This window comes from Pseudomonadota bacterium (genome assembly GCA_023229365.1).
In the GTDB taxonomy this organism is placed as follows: Bacteria; Myxococcota_A; Polyangia; order JAAYKL01; family JAAYKL01; genus JALNZK01.
This window is the reverse complement of the sequence record JALNZK010000008.1, coordinates 15,684-29,973: the sequence shown is the minus strand read 5'-3', so window position 1 is coordinate 29,973 and position 14,290 is coordinate 15,684. Positions and strand designations below refer to the sequence as shown.

Below are 14,290 nucleotides of genomic sequence, written 5' to 3'. Positions count from 1 at the left end.
CCATGAAGGTCTACTCATAGGGTAGGAGGTGGACATGTCGCGGGCATCAACTTGGATTCTCCTCGTCTCGGGAGCCGCCCTCGCGCTCGGCTGCGCGAAGGCGAGCCTCGCCACGAGCGAGCCGGACGGCGGCGACTCGGACGCCGACACCGACACGGACACGGACTCCGACTCGGACACCGACTCGGACACCGACTCCGACTCGGACACCGACTCGGACGCCGATCCGTGCCCCTTCGTCTGCATCAGCGAGACCGTCTGCACGGCGCAGGGCGGCACCGTCGAGGGCACCTACGAGTGCACGACCTCTGGGGCGGTCTGCTGCGACCTCCCGGCCGCGGACACGGATGCGGACACCGACACAGACACCGACGCGGACACGGACACGGACGCGGACACCGACACAGACACCGACCCGGGCATCTCGTGCGTGTCGGAGCTCCAGTGCATCACCCACTACCCGTACATCGCGTGCTGCGACAACGTCTGCGTGAACCCGCTGAACAACCCCGCCCACTGCGGCGTCTGCGGCAACGACTGCCTGGCCACCGAGGTCGGCAACCAGTGCCTGCTCGGCGAGTGCAACTGCGGGCTCGCCGGGGCGTGCTCCCCGCCGACGGACTGCTGCCAGCACGTCCTCTTCGTCTGGGCCTGCGACACGTGCTACTGACCCGGCCGGTCCCCGTCGCCTGAACCGCACTCCTGGCCGAACCGGGCGAGCGCCGCGTCGATCGCCGCGTCCGTCGTCGGGTTCGAGCGCTGCCGGGCCTTGCGCAGGAGCTCCTCCGATCTCGCGCCGCCGATGGCGCCCAGCGCCCCGGCCGCGGCGACCGCCGCGTCCACGTCCCGCAGCTCCGCGAGCGGCTCGGCCCCCTTGCGGAGCACCTCGTACAACGGCTGCACCGCGGACTCGATGCACCTCGCCCGTGCGGCCCGGGCGGCGGCCGCGCGCACGCGGGGCTCCTCGCCGGCGGCGGAGAGCCGCTCGACCACGAGCCCGTCGATCGTGTCGCCGTCGACCCGCGCCGCGCTCGACAGGCCCTCGAGCCTGACCTGCGCCGCCGGATCACGCAGCGCGCGGGACAGGATCTCCGCCGCGCTTTCGCTGGACAGCTCCGGTGCGAGCGCCGCGATCGCCGCTCGGACGACGGGCCACGGGTCCGTCCCGGCGGCACCGACGAGCTGCGCCTCTCCCTCGTCGTGCGCGCCGGCGTCGCGCATGCCGGCGATCGCGGCCAATCGGACCGGCACCTCGGGATCGGAGATCGCCGCGCGCAGGGCCCTCGCCGCGGCCTCGTCCTTTCGGGCGGACGCCGCCAGCCCCGATATCGAAACCGCGCGCAGCTTCGCGTCGGCGTCCCCCGCAGCCTCGAGAAGCAGAGGCAGCGACGCGGCCGACCCGCGCCTCGCGATCACCTCGAGCGCGCGGTACCGATCCTCGAAGCGCGTCGAATCGGCGTATATCTCGGAGGCGATCGCCTCGGTGCGATCCGCTGCCACGCCGGCGGCGACCGCGGCCCGGAGCAGGTCGAGCAGGATCTCCCGATCGGCACCGGCCGCCGCGATCTCCATGGCGCCCCGCAGCCTTTCGCCGAGCGCCGCCTCGCTGCGCGCGAGCTTGCCGAGCTCCGTGCGCACGAGCTCCCGCCGCGCGCGGGAGCCTTTCCCGGCGGCCCCGGTCATCAGGTCGACCGACGCAGGCACGCGGAGCGCGGCCAAGCCCTTGATCGCCGCCGCGAACTTCCGCCCGTCGGCGCCGGGCAGGAGCTTCCCGAGCGCAGCAGCGCCCTCCGCGGGAACGCGCGCGAGCCCTTCTCTCGCGGACGCGGCGGCGACGCCGTCGCTCCCGACGCAGGCTTCGGCGAGGAGATCCGCACCCTCGGCCGGGGCCTTGTCCGCGACGGCCCGGATCGCGCGCCTGCGGCCGGGCTCGCCGAGCGTCGGCCACCCGGCCCGCAGCGGAGCGAGCGCCTTCGCGCCCATCCTCCCGAGCAGCGCGGCCGCCCGCTGCCCTTTCGCGGCGTCGTCGAGATCCCGCACCAGGCGCTCGAGCCCGCCGCCCGCGTCGAGCTCGGTGAGCACGATGATCTCCCCGACGGCGAGCGGGACCTTGTCGCGCGCCCCCTCCGCCTCCTCGGCCACGATCGTCAGGCACGGGGTCCGGACCGGGGCCGGGAGCTCGAACCAGATCGCACCCGGGGCCGCGCCCTCGATCTCGGGAAAGCGCAGGCGGTAGACCTCGCCGTCCGTGACGAGCAGCAACGACCTCGGGCGCGCCCACGCGGGCTTCCCCCCGGTCATCGGGACGGCGATCCCGACGCGGACGACGCCGTACTCCTCGGCGGCGACGGCGAGCGTCGCGAACTCCCCGGACGACGCGCCGAGCCCCGGGCTCCAGACCGTCTCCGGATCGCCGTCGACGAGGGCGAACGGCGGCGTCAGCATGATCGTGTCGCCGCGGTCGCCCATGACGCGCGACGCGCTCGAGGCGCTCGCGACCTCGACGATCGGCCGCAGATCGTCCTTCCCCGCCGCGCCCGCCAGATCCGCCGTCGGGAGGATCCCCGGCCGTTTGGCCAGGATCTGCCGGAACCGCCGGGCCCCGGGATCGTACGCCTGCCGGAAAAGGAGGGGCGGCTCCGCGCGCCCGCAGACGCGGACCGGATCGAACTCCGTGCCGAGCAGGATCTCCGGCAGGCCGTCGCTGGTGAGATCCTCGAACCGGATCGCCGAGCTCGAAAGCTCGCCGGGATCGCCGGACGCCGCGACGGATCCGCTCCACACGATGCGCAGCGCCTTCGCGCCCACGTCGCGCACGGCGACGACCTCGAACACGGGCGCCCCGCCCGCGTCGAGGAAGCGGACGTCGACCGCCGTCGCACCCCCGGCGAGCGCGTGGGACGCGATCTCGAGCGCCGCCCCGGCGGGGGCGCCCTCGATCGGGCGCGACCAGGTCTCGGCGCCGCCCACCTCGAGCCGGAGCGCGCCGCGGTCGAAGAACGCCCGGCCATCGGGGAAGCGGGCCTCGGTCGCGGCGGCCCGCGCGGGGCCGGCAACGGCCAGGATCAGCGCCGACGCGATCCCCATCCACGCGGCGATTCCATTTCGTTCACGCAACGCAGTCCTCCTCCCGCGGCGCCCCTTCGAAGAGGCTCCTGACGCGCGGATCGCTCTCGAGCAGCTGCCCGGCCGGGCCCTCTGCGCGCATGACACCGCCCTCGAGCAGCGCGAGGCGCGATGCCCAGCGCGCCGTGGAGAGGCGGTGGGTGACGACCACCACCGACCTCTCGCCGAGGTAGCCGTCGAGCCCTTCCACGAGCGCCCGCTCGGTCGCGCCGTCGAGCGACGCGGTGATCTCGTCGAACAGGAGGAGCGGCGCCGCGCTCAGGAGGGCGCGGGCCAGGCAGACGCGCTGCCGCTGGCCGACCGAGAGCCGGGCGCCCCGCCGCCCGATCCGCTCCTCGAGCCGGCCCGGGAGCTCGCCGGCGAACCCGAGCACGCCCGCCACGCGGCACGCGGCGATCACCTCCTCGTCCGAGGCGGACGGCCGCCCGATCCGGACGTTCATCGCGATGCCGTCGTCGAACAGGAACGGCTCCTGCGGCACGGTCGCCACGGCGCCGCTCGCGGCGAAGGAGCGGGGATCCACGCGGACGCCGTCCACGAGGAGCTCGCCGCCGCGCGGCTCGAGCAGGCCGCCGAGCGCGTTCAGGAGCGTCGTCTTCCCGGAGCCCGAGCCGCCCACGATCGCGAGGCGCGCGCCCTTCGGCACGACGAGATCGACGCACCGGAGGACCTCCGGACACCCCGGGTAGCCGGCGACGAGGCCGCGGATCTCGACGGAAAAGGGTCCCGGGTGCGCGGTGAAAGGAGCGGCCGGCCGGGCGGCGGAGCGGCGCTCGTCCTCGCGCAGGACGGCCAGCCGGTCGAGGGCCGCGAGCCCGGACTGCACCGCGCTCTGATCCTGACCGAGCCCCTTGACGGGCTGGTAGAGCAGCGCGAGCGCGGTGAAGAAGGACGCGACCTCCCCGGCGGTCAGCGCGCCCTGTGCGATGCGGGCGTTCGCGTACATCAAGGTCGCGCCGAGCGCGGCCGCGCCGAGGATCTCGTTGAACGGGCTCGAGAGCGCCCGCAAAGTCGCGGCGCGGACCGCCCGCACGGCGAGGTTCAGGCTCGCGGCCTCGAATCGCGCGCGCATCAGCGGCTCGGCCCTGAAGGCGCGGACGACGTGCAGCCCGGCGGCGGTCTCCGAGACCGATTCGCCGAGCGCCTCGAACGCCTCGTGCACGTCGCGCCTGCGCCGCCGCAGCGCCCGCCCGAGACGGACGATCGACAGTGCGGCGAGCGGGAACGCGAGGAGCCCGAGCGCGCCGAGCACCGGATCGAGGGCGAGGATGAGGACGACGAGGGCCGCGATCTGCAGGGCGTCCCGCACGAACCCCATCAAGCCGTCGGTCAGCGCCTGCTCGACCGCCTCGACGTCCACGGCGAACCGCGACACCATGGCGCCCGCGCGCCGCGACTCCTCGCCGAACGGATCGAGCGCGAGCAGCGAGCGGTACACGTCGTTCCGCAGCCGGAACAGGACGCGCTGTCCGGCGCGCGACGAGGCGACCCTCGACGCGAAGAACGCGAACCCCTTGATCGCGGCCGCGGCGACGAGCACCGCCGCGAGCTGCCACGGCGCGATCCCGGCGAGCGCCGCGCCGATCTCGCCGAACGCCTCGTGCGGCGCGCCTGCAACTGGCGCCGCGAACGCCGCGTCTTCGCCGAACAGAAACCGCAGCACCGGTCCGACGAGGTACGCGTAGCCGGCGGTGGCCGCGGCGCTGACCGCCATGCACGCGGCCGCGGCGGCGAGCAGCGGCGAGGCCGGACGGGCGAGCGCGAGGAGCGATCCCACCCCGATCCGTCCGGGCGGAGCCTCGCGCGTCGCGTCGTCGTTCCTCGATCCGTTCATCGCATTCGTCCGATCGACCCTAAAGAAAAAACGGCGCCGGTCGCAATAGAGAAGAGAAGGCGGCCGGATTTCATGGGGTGACGTTGCCCGGGCGCTTTCGGATGATTAGCAGTATAGGCGCGCGCGGCGCGCGTCGTCACAGCGGGGGCCGAGGTCGACCATGAGGAAGAACGCGACGGACTCGAGAAGGGCAGAGGACAGGCGGGCCGCGGGGCCCATCGACGGCGAGCGAAGGGAGGCGCGCGACGCGCAGAGGTGGTCCTCGCGCAAGCACGATCCGATGCTCGCGCGCTACTTCCAGGATCTCTCCGAGCACGACGTGCTCGGCTCGGACGAGGAGGTGGCGCGGGCCCGGGCGCTCGCGGAGATGGAAATCGATCGCTGGAAGGCGATCCTGGCGCACCCGGATCTGGTGGCCGACGTGGTACGCGCGGTGGAGCTCCGTTTCGAACCGGGCGAGCGGATCGACGGCCTCGAGGCGCTCGCCAAGTCGGCGCGAGCGGCACAGCGCCGAGGCGTCAACGGCAAGCCCTCGCCGCGGGCGATCGCGGAGCACGAACGGATCGTCGAGCGGATCGCGCCCTCGATCCACGAGGCCGATCTGCGGCGCGACTTCATCGGCGCAGCCCACCGGGTGGTGCTCCACGCCGCCGGAGGGAAGCGCTGCGAAGCGCGTCTCGAGCGGCTGCGCGATAGGTGCGAGGTCGACGCGCGGCGGATCTCCGCGGCGAAGCACGACTTCATCCGCGCGAACCTGCGCCTCGTCGTCTCGATCGCGCGGCGCTACGACCGCGGGCAGATGCCGCTCATCGACCTCATCCAGGAGGGGAACCTGGGGCTCATCAAGGCCGTGGAGCGCTTCGACTACCGGCGCGGGTTCCGGTTCAACACGTACGCGTCGTGGTGGATCCGGCACGCCATCGGCCGCGCCCTGGCCGACAAGGGTCACGCGGTGCGCGTCCCGGTCCACGCCCTCGACGCGCAGCAGCGCCTCGGCCGCGCCATGGAGAACATCACCCTGCGCATGGGGCGCGCGCCGACGGCGGAGGAGCTCACGAAGGAGACCGGCCTCGACGCGCGCAAGATCGCCCGCGTCCAGCGGCACAGGATGGCGTCGATGACGTCGCTCGATCGCGAGATCTCCGGCACGGACAACCGCAAGTACATCGACCTCCTCGCGGACGAGGGCGGCAGGGACCCGTTCGACGAGACGCTCCTCGCGTCGTGGCAGCGAGGGATGGAGGCCGTCCTCGACATCCTGTCACCCACGGAGCGGACGATCATCCGCTGGCGGTACGGCCTCGACAACGAGGGCGAGGAGATGACGCTCAAGGAGATCGGCGATCACTACCGCCTCTCCCGGGAGCGCATCCGTCAGCTCCAGGAGCAGGCGCTGCGCAAGCTCAGGCGCAAGCTCTCTCTCGACGCCGCCTAGCTATCCCTCCATAATGGCCGCGCGATGCCGACCACCGCCCGAGCCGCCCCCGGAAACGCGAGCCCCGACGCACGGCGCGGCGTCGCGATCCGGGAGATAGCCGCCGCGGCCGCGGCGTGGATCGTCGTGGCGCTCGTGGAGGCGATCGTGATCTCCCGGCAGGCGACCTCCCCCGGGGTCCCCGCCTTCGGCGCCGCGCTGCGCGTCGCCCTGTCGTGGACGCTGACGCTGATGGCGCCCGTGTGGATCTTCGCCCTCGTTGCCGCCGCCGCCGCGTTCGCGCGGGGTCGTGCCCGCACGCTCCTCGTCGCCCTCGCCGCCGCCGCGCTCGCGACTATCACCCACGTCATGCTCGCGGGCTATCGCCCGTTCCGCTGGCACCCGCCGTTCCTCGCCGCGGCCGCCGTCCTCGCCGCCGTCCTCGCGCTCGGCCACCTCCTCGCCGCGCGGCCGGGCGGGGGACAGGGCACGCTGCGGCGCGCCCTCGATGCGCTCTGGCCGCTCGTCGGGATCGGCGGCTTCGCGGCCGCGCACGCGGCGAACCTCTCGCTCTTCCGCGGCGGGTACCCGACGCTGCACCTCGCGCTGCTCCTCTGGGCCGGCGCGCTCCTCCAGCTCGGCCTCTTCGCGCTCGCCGCCCGCGTGTCGCCGCGCAGGCCGAATCGGGTCGTGTTCGCCGCGCTCGCGATCGGGATCGCCCTGGCGCTGCCCGCGGCGCTCGCGCCTTCCGATCTCGTCGGGCGAGCCCGCATCGCGGCGGCCGGGACGAACACGCTCGGCGAGGCGAGGCGCGTCTTCTTCAGCTTCGATCCCGCGTCGGAGGACGCCCTGAAGGCCCCTCTGCCGCCCGAGGAGGACACCTCCCTGTTCAGAACGGCGTCGAACCTCCCGCCCCTGCCCGAGGGCTTCGCGCTCGGCGACTACAACGTGCTGTTCATAACGGCCGAGGCGACACGCTACGACCAGACGTCGCTCCACGATCCCGGTCTTCGCACCACGCCGACCCTCGCGGCGCTCGCCGGGGAAGGCGCCTACTCCTTCTCGCGCGCCTACTCGCCGTCGAGCGGCACGCTGCACGCGATCTCGAGCGTCCTGTGCATGACCTACCCGTCCATGATCCGCCTCGAGACGTGGCAGAAGGCGTGGCACGGCCGGCTCTCCTCCGACGAGGAGACGGTGCCGGAGCTGCTCGCGGGCGCGGGCTACGACACGTTCCTCGTGAGCCACGATCACAAGTACGTCTTCCACAAGGCGATCAGAGGCTTCGAGCAGGGGTTCGCCTCGAAGGGCTACGTCTACGAAAGCGGCGCCGGGGAGGACAGCAAGGAGACCGACGCCCGCGTCGCGGATCTCGCCGTGGCCGAGATCGGAAAGCGCGCGCGCGCCCTTCGCCCCTTCTTCGGCTGGATCTTCCTCGCCAGCCCGCACTCCGACTACTTCGCCCGCTACGGCGACATGCCGGCCGGGACCGATCTCGAGCGCTACCGCCACGAGTTGCGGTTCATGGACGAGCAGCTCGGCCGGATCGTCGACGCGCTCCGCGACGCGGGGTTGCTCGAGCGGACGGTGCTCGTGTTCGCCGGGGATCACGGCGAGGAGTTCCGCGAGCACGGCGGCACGCACCACAAGGCGACGGTCTACTCGGAGTCGACCCGCGTCCCGCTCGTGGTCCGGATCCCGGGCGCGCGGGGCGGCGCCGTCCGGGAGCAGGTTTCCACGATGTACCTGTTCCCCTGGCTCGCCCAGCGGGGCCCGGAGCCGCTCGCCCGGGCCGCGGCCGCGCGCGTCCGGGAGGAGATCGGGCCGATGCTGCGCGCCACGGACGGCGCGGTCGTGATCGAGCTCGTCGGCCACGACCGGATGATGGCGTCGCTCGTCTACGAACGCGACAAGATCAACTACGACTTCATCACGCACAGAATCTCCCTCTTCGACCTGTCGAACGACCCGCTCGAGCAGCGCGAGCGCCTCGCCGGCGAGCCCGGTCTCGAGGAAGAGGCCGCGCGCAAGGTGCACGCCTACTCCCGCGTGCGCGCCGCCAAGCGGCGCTACACGCTCTCGCCGGATCAGGAGACGCCGCGCTAGGTGGGGGCCTAGGGCTGGATGACCACCCGCATGAACGGGGCCCAGGAGTTCGAGTCGAGCGGGAACGCGTCGCCGTCGTTCGACCAGCTGTAGAGGCCGGTGAAGGTGCTCCCGGCGCTGTACGGCTCGCTCGGATCGTCCTTGCGATCGAACAGGGCGGTGCCGGCCGCCGAATTGTAGAACACGAGGAAGTACGTCGCCCCCGAGAGGAGCGTCGCGTCGATGTCCGACCTGTACCACTGCTCGACGTTCGAGCCCCACTCTTGTGTCCCGGACGCGAGCAGCACTGCGCTCGAGCTGTAGAGACGCGCCGCGATCCAGCCGCTCGACGGCTGGTTGATCCACCACTCGAGCCCCACGACGTGCGTGTCCGCCGTGGGCGTCAGCTGATACCCCTTGGTCTCCCACAGCGGCACGTCCGTGCTGTCGTAGAGAGTGCCGGTCGGCGGCGTGAGATCCACCGTCACCTCGGCGTCCGCATCCGTGTCCGCGTCGGTATCGGTATCCGTGTCCGTGTCGGTGTCCGCGTCCGTGTCGGTGTCCGCGTCCGCGTCCGTGTCGGTATCGGTATCCGTGTCGGTGTCGATATCAGTATCCGTATCGACATCCGTGTCGCCATCGGTGTCGCCGTCGGTGTCCGAGTCCGAATCCGTGTCGGCATCCGTGTCCGAGTCGGAATCCGTGTCGCCATCGGTGTCCGAGTCCGAATCGGAGTCCGCGTCCCCGCCGCTGGAGCCCGTGTCGACGGCGGTCGTCGCGCAGCCCCCCGCACTGAAGATCGCCGCGATGAGGATACACCTCACGTGGTTCATGAAGCCGTTCTCCGGATCCGCTGGATCAGCGCCGAGCGCCCGAGTCCGCGCGCAGCTCCGCCTCCGCGCGCATCCAGATCTCGTGATCCTGCCCGTGCGGGCGTCCGGCGGCGAGCCAGATCTCGTAGGCGCGTTGTGCGATCATCTCTTGCGTGATCGGCACCTTCGCGGGCTTCGGCGCCTCGGGCGCCTTCGCGGGCTTCGCGGGCTTCGAGGCCTTCGCGGGCTCGGTCTTCTTCGCCGCCGGCTTCTTGGCGGGCTTCGTCTCGGTCGTTCTGCGCGTCTTTGCGGTCATGTCATCCCCCGAAAATCTGGAAAGTGTCGAGGAGGAGTATGTCCATGGACGCCGAGTTGTCGACCGTTTTTTTGACACATGTCGCACCTAGGGTTACATTGTGTACAAATGTAGGTATTCGAATCAGGGAGGACGACATGACCCAAGACCGACGCGTTTCTTGCAGAGTCCCGGACTCTCGGCTGATTACGGAGATCGTCTCCGAAAACCCGTTCGCGGCGAGCATCGTGAACGTCAGCGACACGGGCATCTACACCGTGAAGCCGGCCACCTCCGGCATGCGCGGCCCGCGCCTGGTCCAGCTCGAGATCCCGATCCCCGAGGCGAACGACAGCGTGTGGGCCACGGGCGAGATCATGTTCGAGGCGGTCGGCACCCGAACGCTCGGCGCGGGCATCCGCTTCTGCACCATGGCGCGGGCGCACCGCGTCATGATAGCCGATCTCGTCGAGCACCGCCGGCGGCAGATCCTCGCGGCGATGCTCCAGGAGATCAAGTGGCGCAAGGAGCTCGCGGCGAACCCGTCGCCCTTCACCGCGCCGCCGCCGCCGCTGACCGAGGACACGGTCCGCATGTACCTCCTGCCCAGGCTCTGAGCGCTGCGGAGCTCCCGCGGGCCCGTTCGAGATTGACCGCCCGCGGCGCATGGTCTATCGCCGGAAGCGATGAGGGTCCTCGGAATCGAAACGTCGTGCGACGAGACCGCGGCGTCGGTCGTGGACGGGGATCGCGCGCTCTCCGACGTCGTCGCGAGCCAGATCCCGATCCACAAGCCGTACGGCGGGGTGGTCCCGGAGCTCGCGAGCCGCAACCACATGGTCAAGATCGCGCCCGTGATCGCGGAGGCGCTGTCGCGCGCCGGGACCCTTCTCGGCGGGATCGACGGGATCGCCGCGACCGCGGGGCCCGGCCTCGTGGGCTCGCTCGTCGTCGGGCTGCAGGTGGCGAAGACGATCTCCGCGGCCCGCGGGCTCCCGTTCGTCGGCGTGAACCACCTCCTCGGCCACCTCCTCGTCGCGCGGATGGCCGACGGCGGCGCGCCGCGCCCGGAGCTCCCGTACATGGCGCTGCTCGCGTCGGGTGGCCACACCGGCATCTACCACGTCGAGGACGAGCGGCGCGTGACCTGCCTCGGCGAGACCCGGGACGACGCGGCGGGCGAGGCGTTCGACAAGGTCGCGAAGCTGCTCGGGCTCGGCTACCCGGGCGGCCCGGTCATCGACCGGCTCGCCGCGACCGAGGGCCCGGCCGTGGAGTTCCCCTCCGCCCTGCGGCGGCGCACGTCGTTCGAGTTCAGCTTCTCCGGGATCAAGACCGCGGTGGCGCAACACGTCGCGCGGCTCGGCCGCCGGCCGACCGAGGAGGAGATCGCCGCGATCGCGCGGGGCTTCCAGCGGGCCGTCGTCGAGATCCTCGTGCGCAAGGTCGTGCTCGCCGCGCGGCAGAAGCAGGTCCCGCGCGTCGTGCTCGCCGGCGGCGTCGCGTCCAACGTCGGCCTCCGGCGCCACGCGATCGAGGTGTGCGGCGAGAACGAGCTCGAGCTCTACGCCCCGCCCGCGAGCCGGTGCACGGACAACGCCGCCATGATCGCCTACGCGGGCCTCCTCGCGCTCGCACGCGGCGAAAGGAGCCACCTCGACCTCGCGCCGCGCGCGGCGTGGCCGTTGTGAGGTGACGATGCGCGCGCTTGGCCTCGACGTGGGATCGCACCGGATCGGCGTCGCCTTGTCCGACGATCTCAAGATCACCGCGCAGCCGCTCGTCGTCCTCGCGGTCCAGGGCGGGCGCGACGTGGTCGACAGGATCCGCGCGCTGTGCGCCGAGCACGAGGTCGACACGATCGTGATCGGCCTGCCGCTCTCCATGAGCGGCGGCGATCGGGGCTCGAGCGGCGTCCGCGCGCGCGAGCTCGCGGCGAGGCTCGGCGAGGCGGTGAGCGCCGAGATCGTCCTGTGGGACGAGCGGTTCACGACGGCGCAGGCCGAGCGCGTCCTCATCGAGGGCAACGTGCGGCGGGCGGACCGACGCAAGGTGGTCGATAAGATCGCCGCGGCGCTCATCCTGCAGGGCTACCTCGATGCGCGCTGACGCGCGGCGCGCGAAGACCAGGGCCCGGACCGCGATCCTCGCGCTCGCCGCGGCCGCCCTGGCCGTGCTCCTCGCCGCGGCGGTGGAGCTCTTGTGGCGGTTCCCGTCGGCGCCGGGGCCGGGGTCGAGCGATCCGGTCGTCGTCGCGATCCCGCCCGGCGCGGGCCCCAGGCTGATCGCGTCCCTGCTCGCCGAGAAGGGCGTCGTCGCGAGCCCGGGCAGCTTCGCCCTGTGGCTGCGCGCGACGAAGCGGCTGCCGCTCGTCCGGACCGGCCGGTTCACGCTGCGCGGCGACATGACGCCGCACGAGGTCCTGGAGATCATCGCGTCGAGCGACGAGGGCCGCGGGATCCGCGTCACGATCCCCGAGGGGTTCGATCTCGGACAGATCGCCGACGGGCTCGCCGCCGCGCGCGTCGCGATGACGGCGGAGCTTTTCGCCGCGGCGAAGGATCCGGCGCTCCTCGCCGAGCTCGGGATCCCGGCCCCGAGCGCCGAGGGGTTCCTCTACCCGGACACCTACTTCTTCGCGGCGGACGACGGCGCCCGGGGCGCGATCCGGAAGATGCACGCGCGCTTCGAGGAGAGGCTCGCGGCGCTCGATCCGCCCGCGGGCGCGGAGCTGAAGGCGGCCGTGACGCTCGCGTCGATCGTGCAGGCCGAGACCGGCGCCGCGGACGAGATGCCGATCGTCGCCGGCGTGTACCGCAACCGCCTCACGCGCCCCGACTTCCCGTCGCGCCTGCTCCAGGCGGATCCGACCGTCGCCTACGGCTGCGCGCCGTTCCTCGCCCCGAAGGCGCCGTCGTGCGCGGGCTTCAGAGGAGCGCTCGCGCGGCGGCATCTCGACGATCCCGAAAATTCGTACAACACGTACAAGCACCCCGGCCTCCCGCCCGGCCCGATCTGCGCGCCCGGCGCGGACGCCCTCGCCGCCGCGCTGCGCCCGGCCGACGTGCCGTACCTCTACTTCGTCGCGGGCAGGAACGGCCGCCACAGGTTCTCGGCCACGCTCGCGGAGCACCAGAAGGCGGTGGAGCTGTACAGGAAGGGGCTGTAGGGCGAGATCACCATTCGATGTGCCTGAGCACGTGACGTGCCGCCGACGATGCAGCCGGGTCGTGCATGTCACTGGCCGTCCCGCAGACGCGATCAAGCGCAGCCGTGACTTCTTCGGCATCGTGCCGCGCGAGAAACTCGGCGAGCGCCACGGCGTAGAGCTGGCTGCGCGAATTTTTCATCTTGCGGGCGAGCCGGTCGGCTTTCTCGAACAGATCGTCGGGGAGTGACACGGCGATTCTCATGCCAAGAGTATGACCAACCCCGTCCACTCCGTCCATTCCGTCCATTGCGTCCATCCTGTCCAACGGGCCGGGCCATGGACCAAGTGGACAAAATGGACGCAGTGGACGAGCTCTCAGATCCCGAGCCCAAGGACGACGAGATCGCCGTCGCCGCCGGAGTGCGCGTGGAGCGGATCCTCTCCGCTCGGGCCGAGCCACGAGGTGGAAGACCAGCCAGCTACAAACAAACCGCCAGTGCCATCGGCGGTAATCGCATAGGCGTTTGTGACATAAGAGGACCCGTAAAACGTGTGCCACGCGTACGCGCCGCTCTCCGTCAAACCGAGGACGAAGAGATCGCTGTCGCCGCCGGAGTGCGCGTGGAGCGGATCCTCTCCGCTCGGGCCATTCCAGGATCCCGACACACCGGTGACGAAAAGGTTGCCGCTCCCGCCCGACACGATCCCGTTGCCGGCGTTGTAGGGGCTGGACCCGAAGAACGTGTGCCACTGGTACGCGCCGCTCGAATCGAGGGCAAGGATGACGATGTTGCTGTTATCAGAGCCCGTATATGCGTGTATCGGGCTCTCGCCGCCCGGTCCTATCCAAGCAGTGGTGGAGTCGCCTGTTGCGTAGATGTCGCCATCTCCATCGATAGCGACCGAATTCAACTGATCCCCGTTCGCGCTTCCGTAGAACGTATGCCACTGGTAGTCGCCGTTCGTGTCGAGGCTAAGAATAAATGACTCATATTCCCCTGAGTACGCGTGGAGTGGGCTCTCACTGCTCGGCCCGCTCCATGAGGACATGGTAAATCCTACAACGACGACATCACCGGTCGCGCTTACGGCGATCGCTTTGCCCGAATCGTAGCCGCTACCACCGTAAAAAGTGTGCCACTGGTACGCGCCGTCCGAATCGAGCGCGACTACACAAGTTTCCCAATTGCCCGTGCCGAAAAAGGCGTTCCGCGGGCTCTCGCCGGAAGGACCGTTCCACGAGTTGTCGGAAAAACCCGATACGTAGAGCGCGCCGCTCGCTTCTCTCGCGACGGAAGTGCCCCAAGTGGATCCGCTCCCGTTCCCCAGAAACGTGTGCCACTGGTACGCGCCCTCGGAGCTCACCGCGAGCACGAACAGGTCGTCGATTCCTCCGGAATGTGCATGGAGCGGGCTCTCGCCACCTGGTCCGTTCCAGGATGCGGAGGAGTAGCCCGTCACGAAGGTGTTCCCGCTCGCATCGAGGACGAGCGACATGCCAACGTCGGTATCAACGGCTCCGTAGAACGTGTGCCACTGGTAAACGCCGTCCGGATCTAGCTTGAGCACGAAA

At 71.3% G+C, this 14,290-nt stretch carries 13 protein-coding genes; 7 read left to right on the top strand and 6 right to left on the bottom strand.

Annotated elements, in window-relative coordinates; translation table 11 throughout:
* Window positions 1-34 precede the first annotated feature (34 nt).
* Window positions 35-670, top strand: coding sequence for a hypothetical protein (locus tag M0R80_06605; GenBank protein ID MCK9459293.1), 636 nt, complete (start codon window positions 35-37; stop codon window positions 668-670).
* Here the strand turns inward: M0R80_06605 and M0R80_06600 are convergent.
* Window positions 664-3,117 carry a hypothetical protein gene (locus M0R80_06600; GenBank protein ID MCK9459292.1) on the bottom strand — a complete coding sequence of 818 codons (2,454 nt, stop codon included), beginning with the start codon at window positions 3,115-3,117 and terminating at the stop codon, window positions 664-666. The two genes, M0R80_06605 and M0R80_06600, sit on opposite strands and share 7 nt — an antisense overlap.
* Complete coding sequence (locus M0R80_06595; GenBank protein MCK9459291.1) at window positions 3,110-4,960, bottom strand: ABC transporter ATP-binding protein/permease; 1,851 nt, start codon at window positions 4,958-4,960, stop codon at window positions 3,110-3,112. The genes M0R80_06600 and M0R80_06595 overlap by 8 nt, the downstream gene beginning before the upstream one ends.
* A 160-nt stretch (window positions 4,961-5,120) precedes the next feature.
* Between M0R80_06595 and M0R80_06590 the strand changes: the two genes are divergently transcribed.
* Both M0R80_06590 and M0R80_06585 read left to right on the top strand, forming a co-directional pair.
* On the top strand, window positions 5,121-6,395 hold the full coding sequence (locus tag M0R80_06590; protein MCK9459290.1) for a sigma-70 family RNA polymerase sigma factor: 1,275 nt from the start codon (window positions 5,121-5,123) through the stop codon (window positions 6,393-6,395).
* Window positions 6,396-6,419: 24 nt separating this feature from the next.
* On the top strand, window positions 6,420-8,480 hold the full coding sequence (locus M0R80_06585; GenBank protein MCK9459289.1) for a sulfatase: 2,061 nt from the start codon (window positions 6,420-6,422) through the stop codon (window positions 8,478-8,480).
* Between the two features lie 8 nt (window positions 8,481-8,488).
* On the opposite strand, the gene M0R80_06580 is transcribed toward M0R80_06585, so the two are convergent.
* Window positions 8,489-9,292: a hypothetical protein gene (locus tag M0R80_06580; protein ID MCK9459288.1), complete on the bottom strand. Its 804-nt coding sequence runs from the start codon at window positions 9,290-9,292 to the stop codon at window positions 8,489-8,491.
* A 25-nt stretch (window positions 9,293-9,317) separates the two neighbouring features.
* The gene (locus M0R80_06575) at window positions 9,318-9,587 is read right to left on the bottom strand and encodes a DUF2934 domain-containing protein (protein ID MCK9459287.1); all 270 of its coding nucleotides are present in this window, start codon (window positions 9,585-9,587) and stop codon (window positions 9,318-9,320) included.
* Between the two features lie 137 nt (window positions 9,588-9,724).
* On the opposite strand from M0R80_06575, the gene M0R80_06570 reads away from it, so the two are divergent.
* The 4 genes from M0R80_06570 (at window position 9,725) to mltG (ending at window position 12,735) form a co-directional block, all read left to right on the top strand.
* Window positions 9,725-10,183 (top strand): PilZ domain-containing protein, encoded by a 459-nt coding sequence (locus M0R80_06570; GenBank protein ID MCK9459286.1) that lies wholly within the window; start codon window positions 9,725-9,727, stop codon window positions 10,181-10,183.
* 69 nt (window positions 10,184-10,252) lie between these two features.
* The gene (gene tsaD / locus M0R80_06565; GenBank protein ID MCK9459285.1) at window positions 10,253-11,257 is read left to right on the top strand and encodes a tRNA (adenosine(37)-N6)-threonylcarbamoyltransferase complex transferase subunit TsaD; all 1,005 of its coding nucleotides are present in this window, start codon (window positions 10,253-10,255) and stop codon (window positions 11,255-11,257) included.
* Window positions 11,258-11,264: 7 nt separating this feature from the next.
* Window positions 11,265-11,675, top strand: coding sequence for a Holliday junction resolvase RuvX (gene ruvX / locus M0R80_06560; GenBank protein MCK9459284.1), 411 nt, complete (start codon window positions 11,265-11,267; stop codon window positions 11,673-11,675).
* Window positions 11,665-12,735 (top strand): endolytic transglycosylase MltG, encoded by a 1,071-nt coding sequence (gene mltG, locus M0R80_06555; GenBank protein MCK9459283.1) that lies wholly within the window; start codon window positions 11,665-11,667, stop codon window positions 12,733-12,735. The genes ruvX and mltG overlap by 11 nt, the downstream gene beginning before the upstream one ends.
* A 7-nt stretch (window positions 12,736-12,742) precedes the next feature.
* Here the strand turns inward: mltG and M0R80_06550 are convergent, their stop codons facing one another.
* The gene (locus tag M0R80_06550; GenBank protein MCK9459282.1) at window positions 12,743-12,979 is read right to left on the bottom strand and encodes a ribbon-helix-helix protein, CopG family; all 237 of its coding nucleotides are present in this window, start codon (window positions 12,977-12,979) and stop codon (window positions 12,743-12,745) included.
* A 113-nt stretch (window positions 12,980-13,092) separates the two neighbouring features.
* Window positions 13,093-14,286, bottom strand: a complete 1,194-nt coding sequence (locus M0R80_06545) for a hypothetical protein (protein MCK9459281.1) — start codon at window positions 14,284-14,286, stop codon at window positions 13,093-13,095.
* Window positions 14,287-14,290 lie beyond the last annotated feature (4 nt).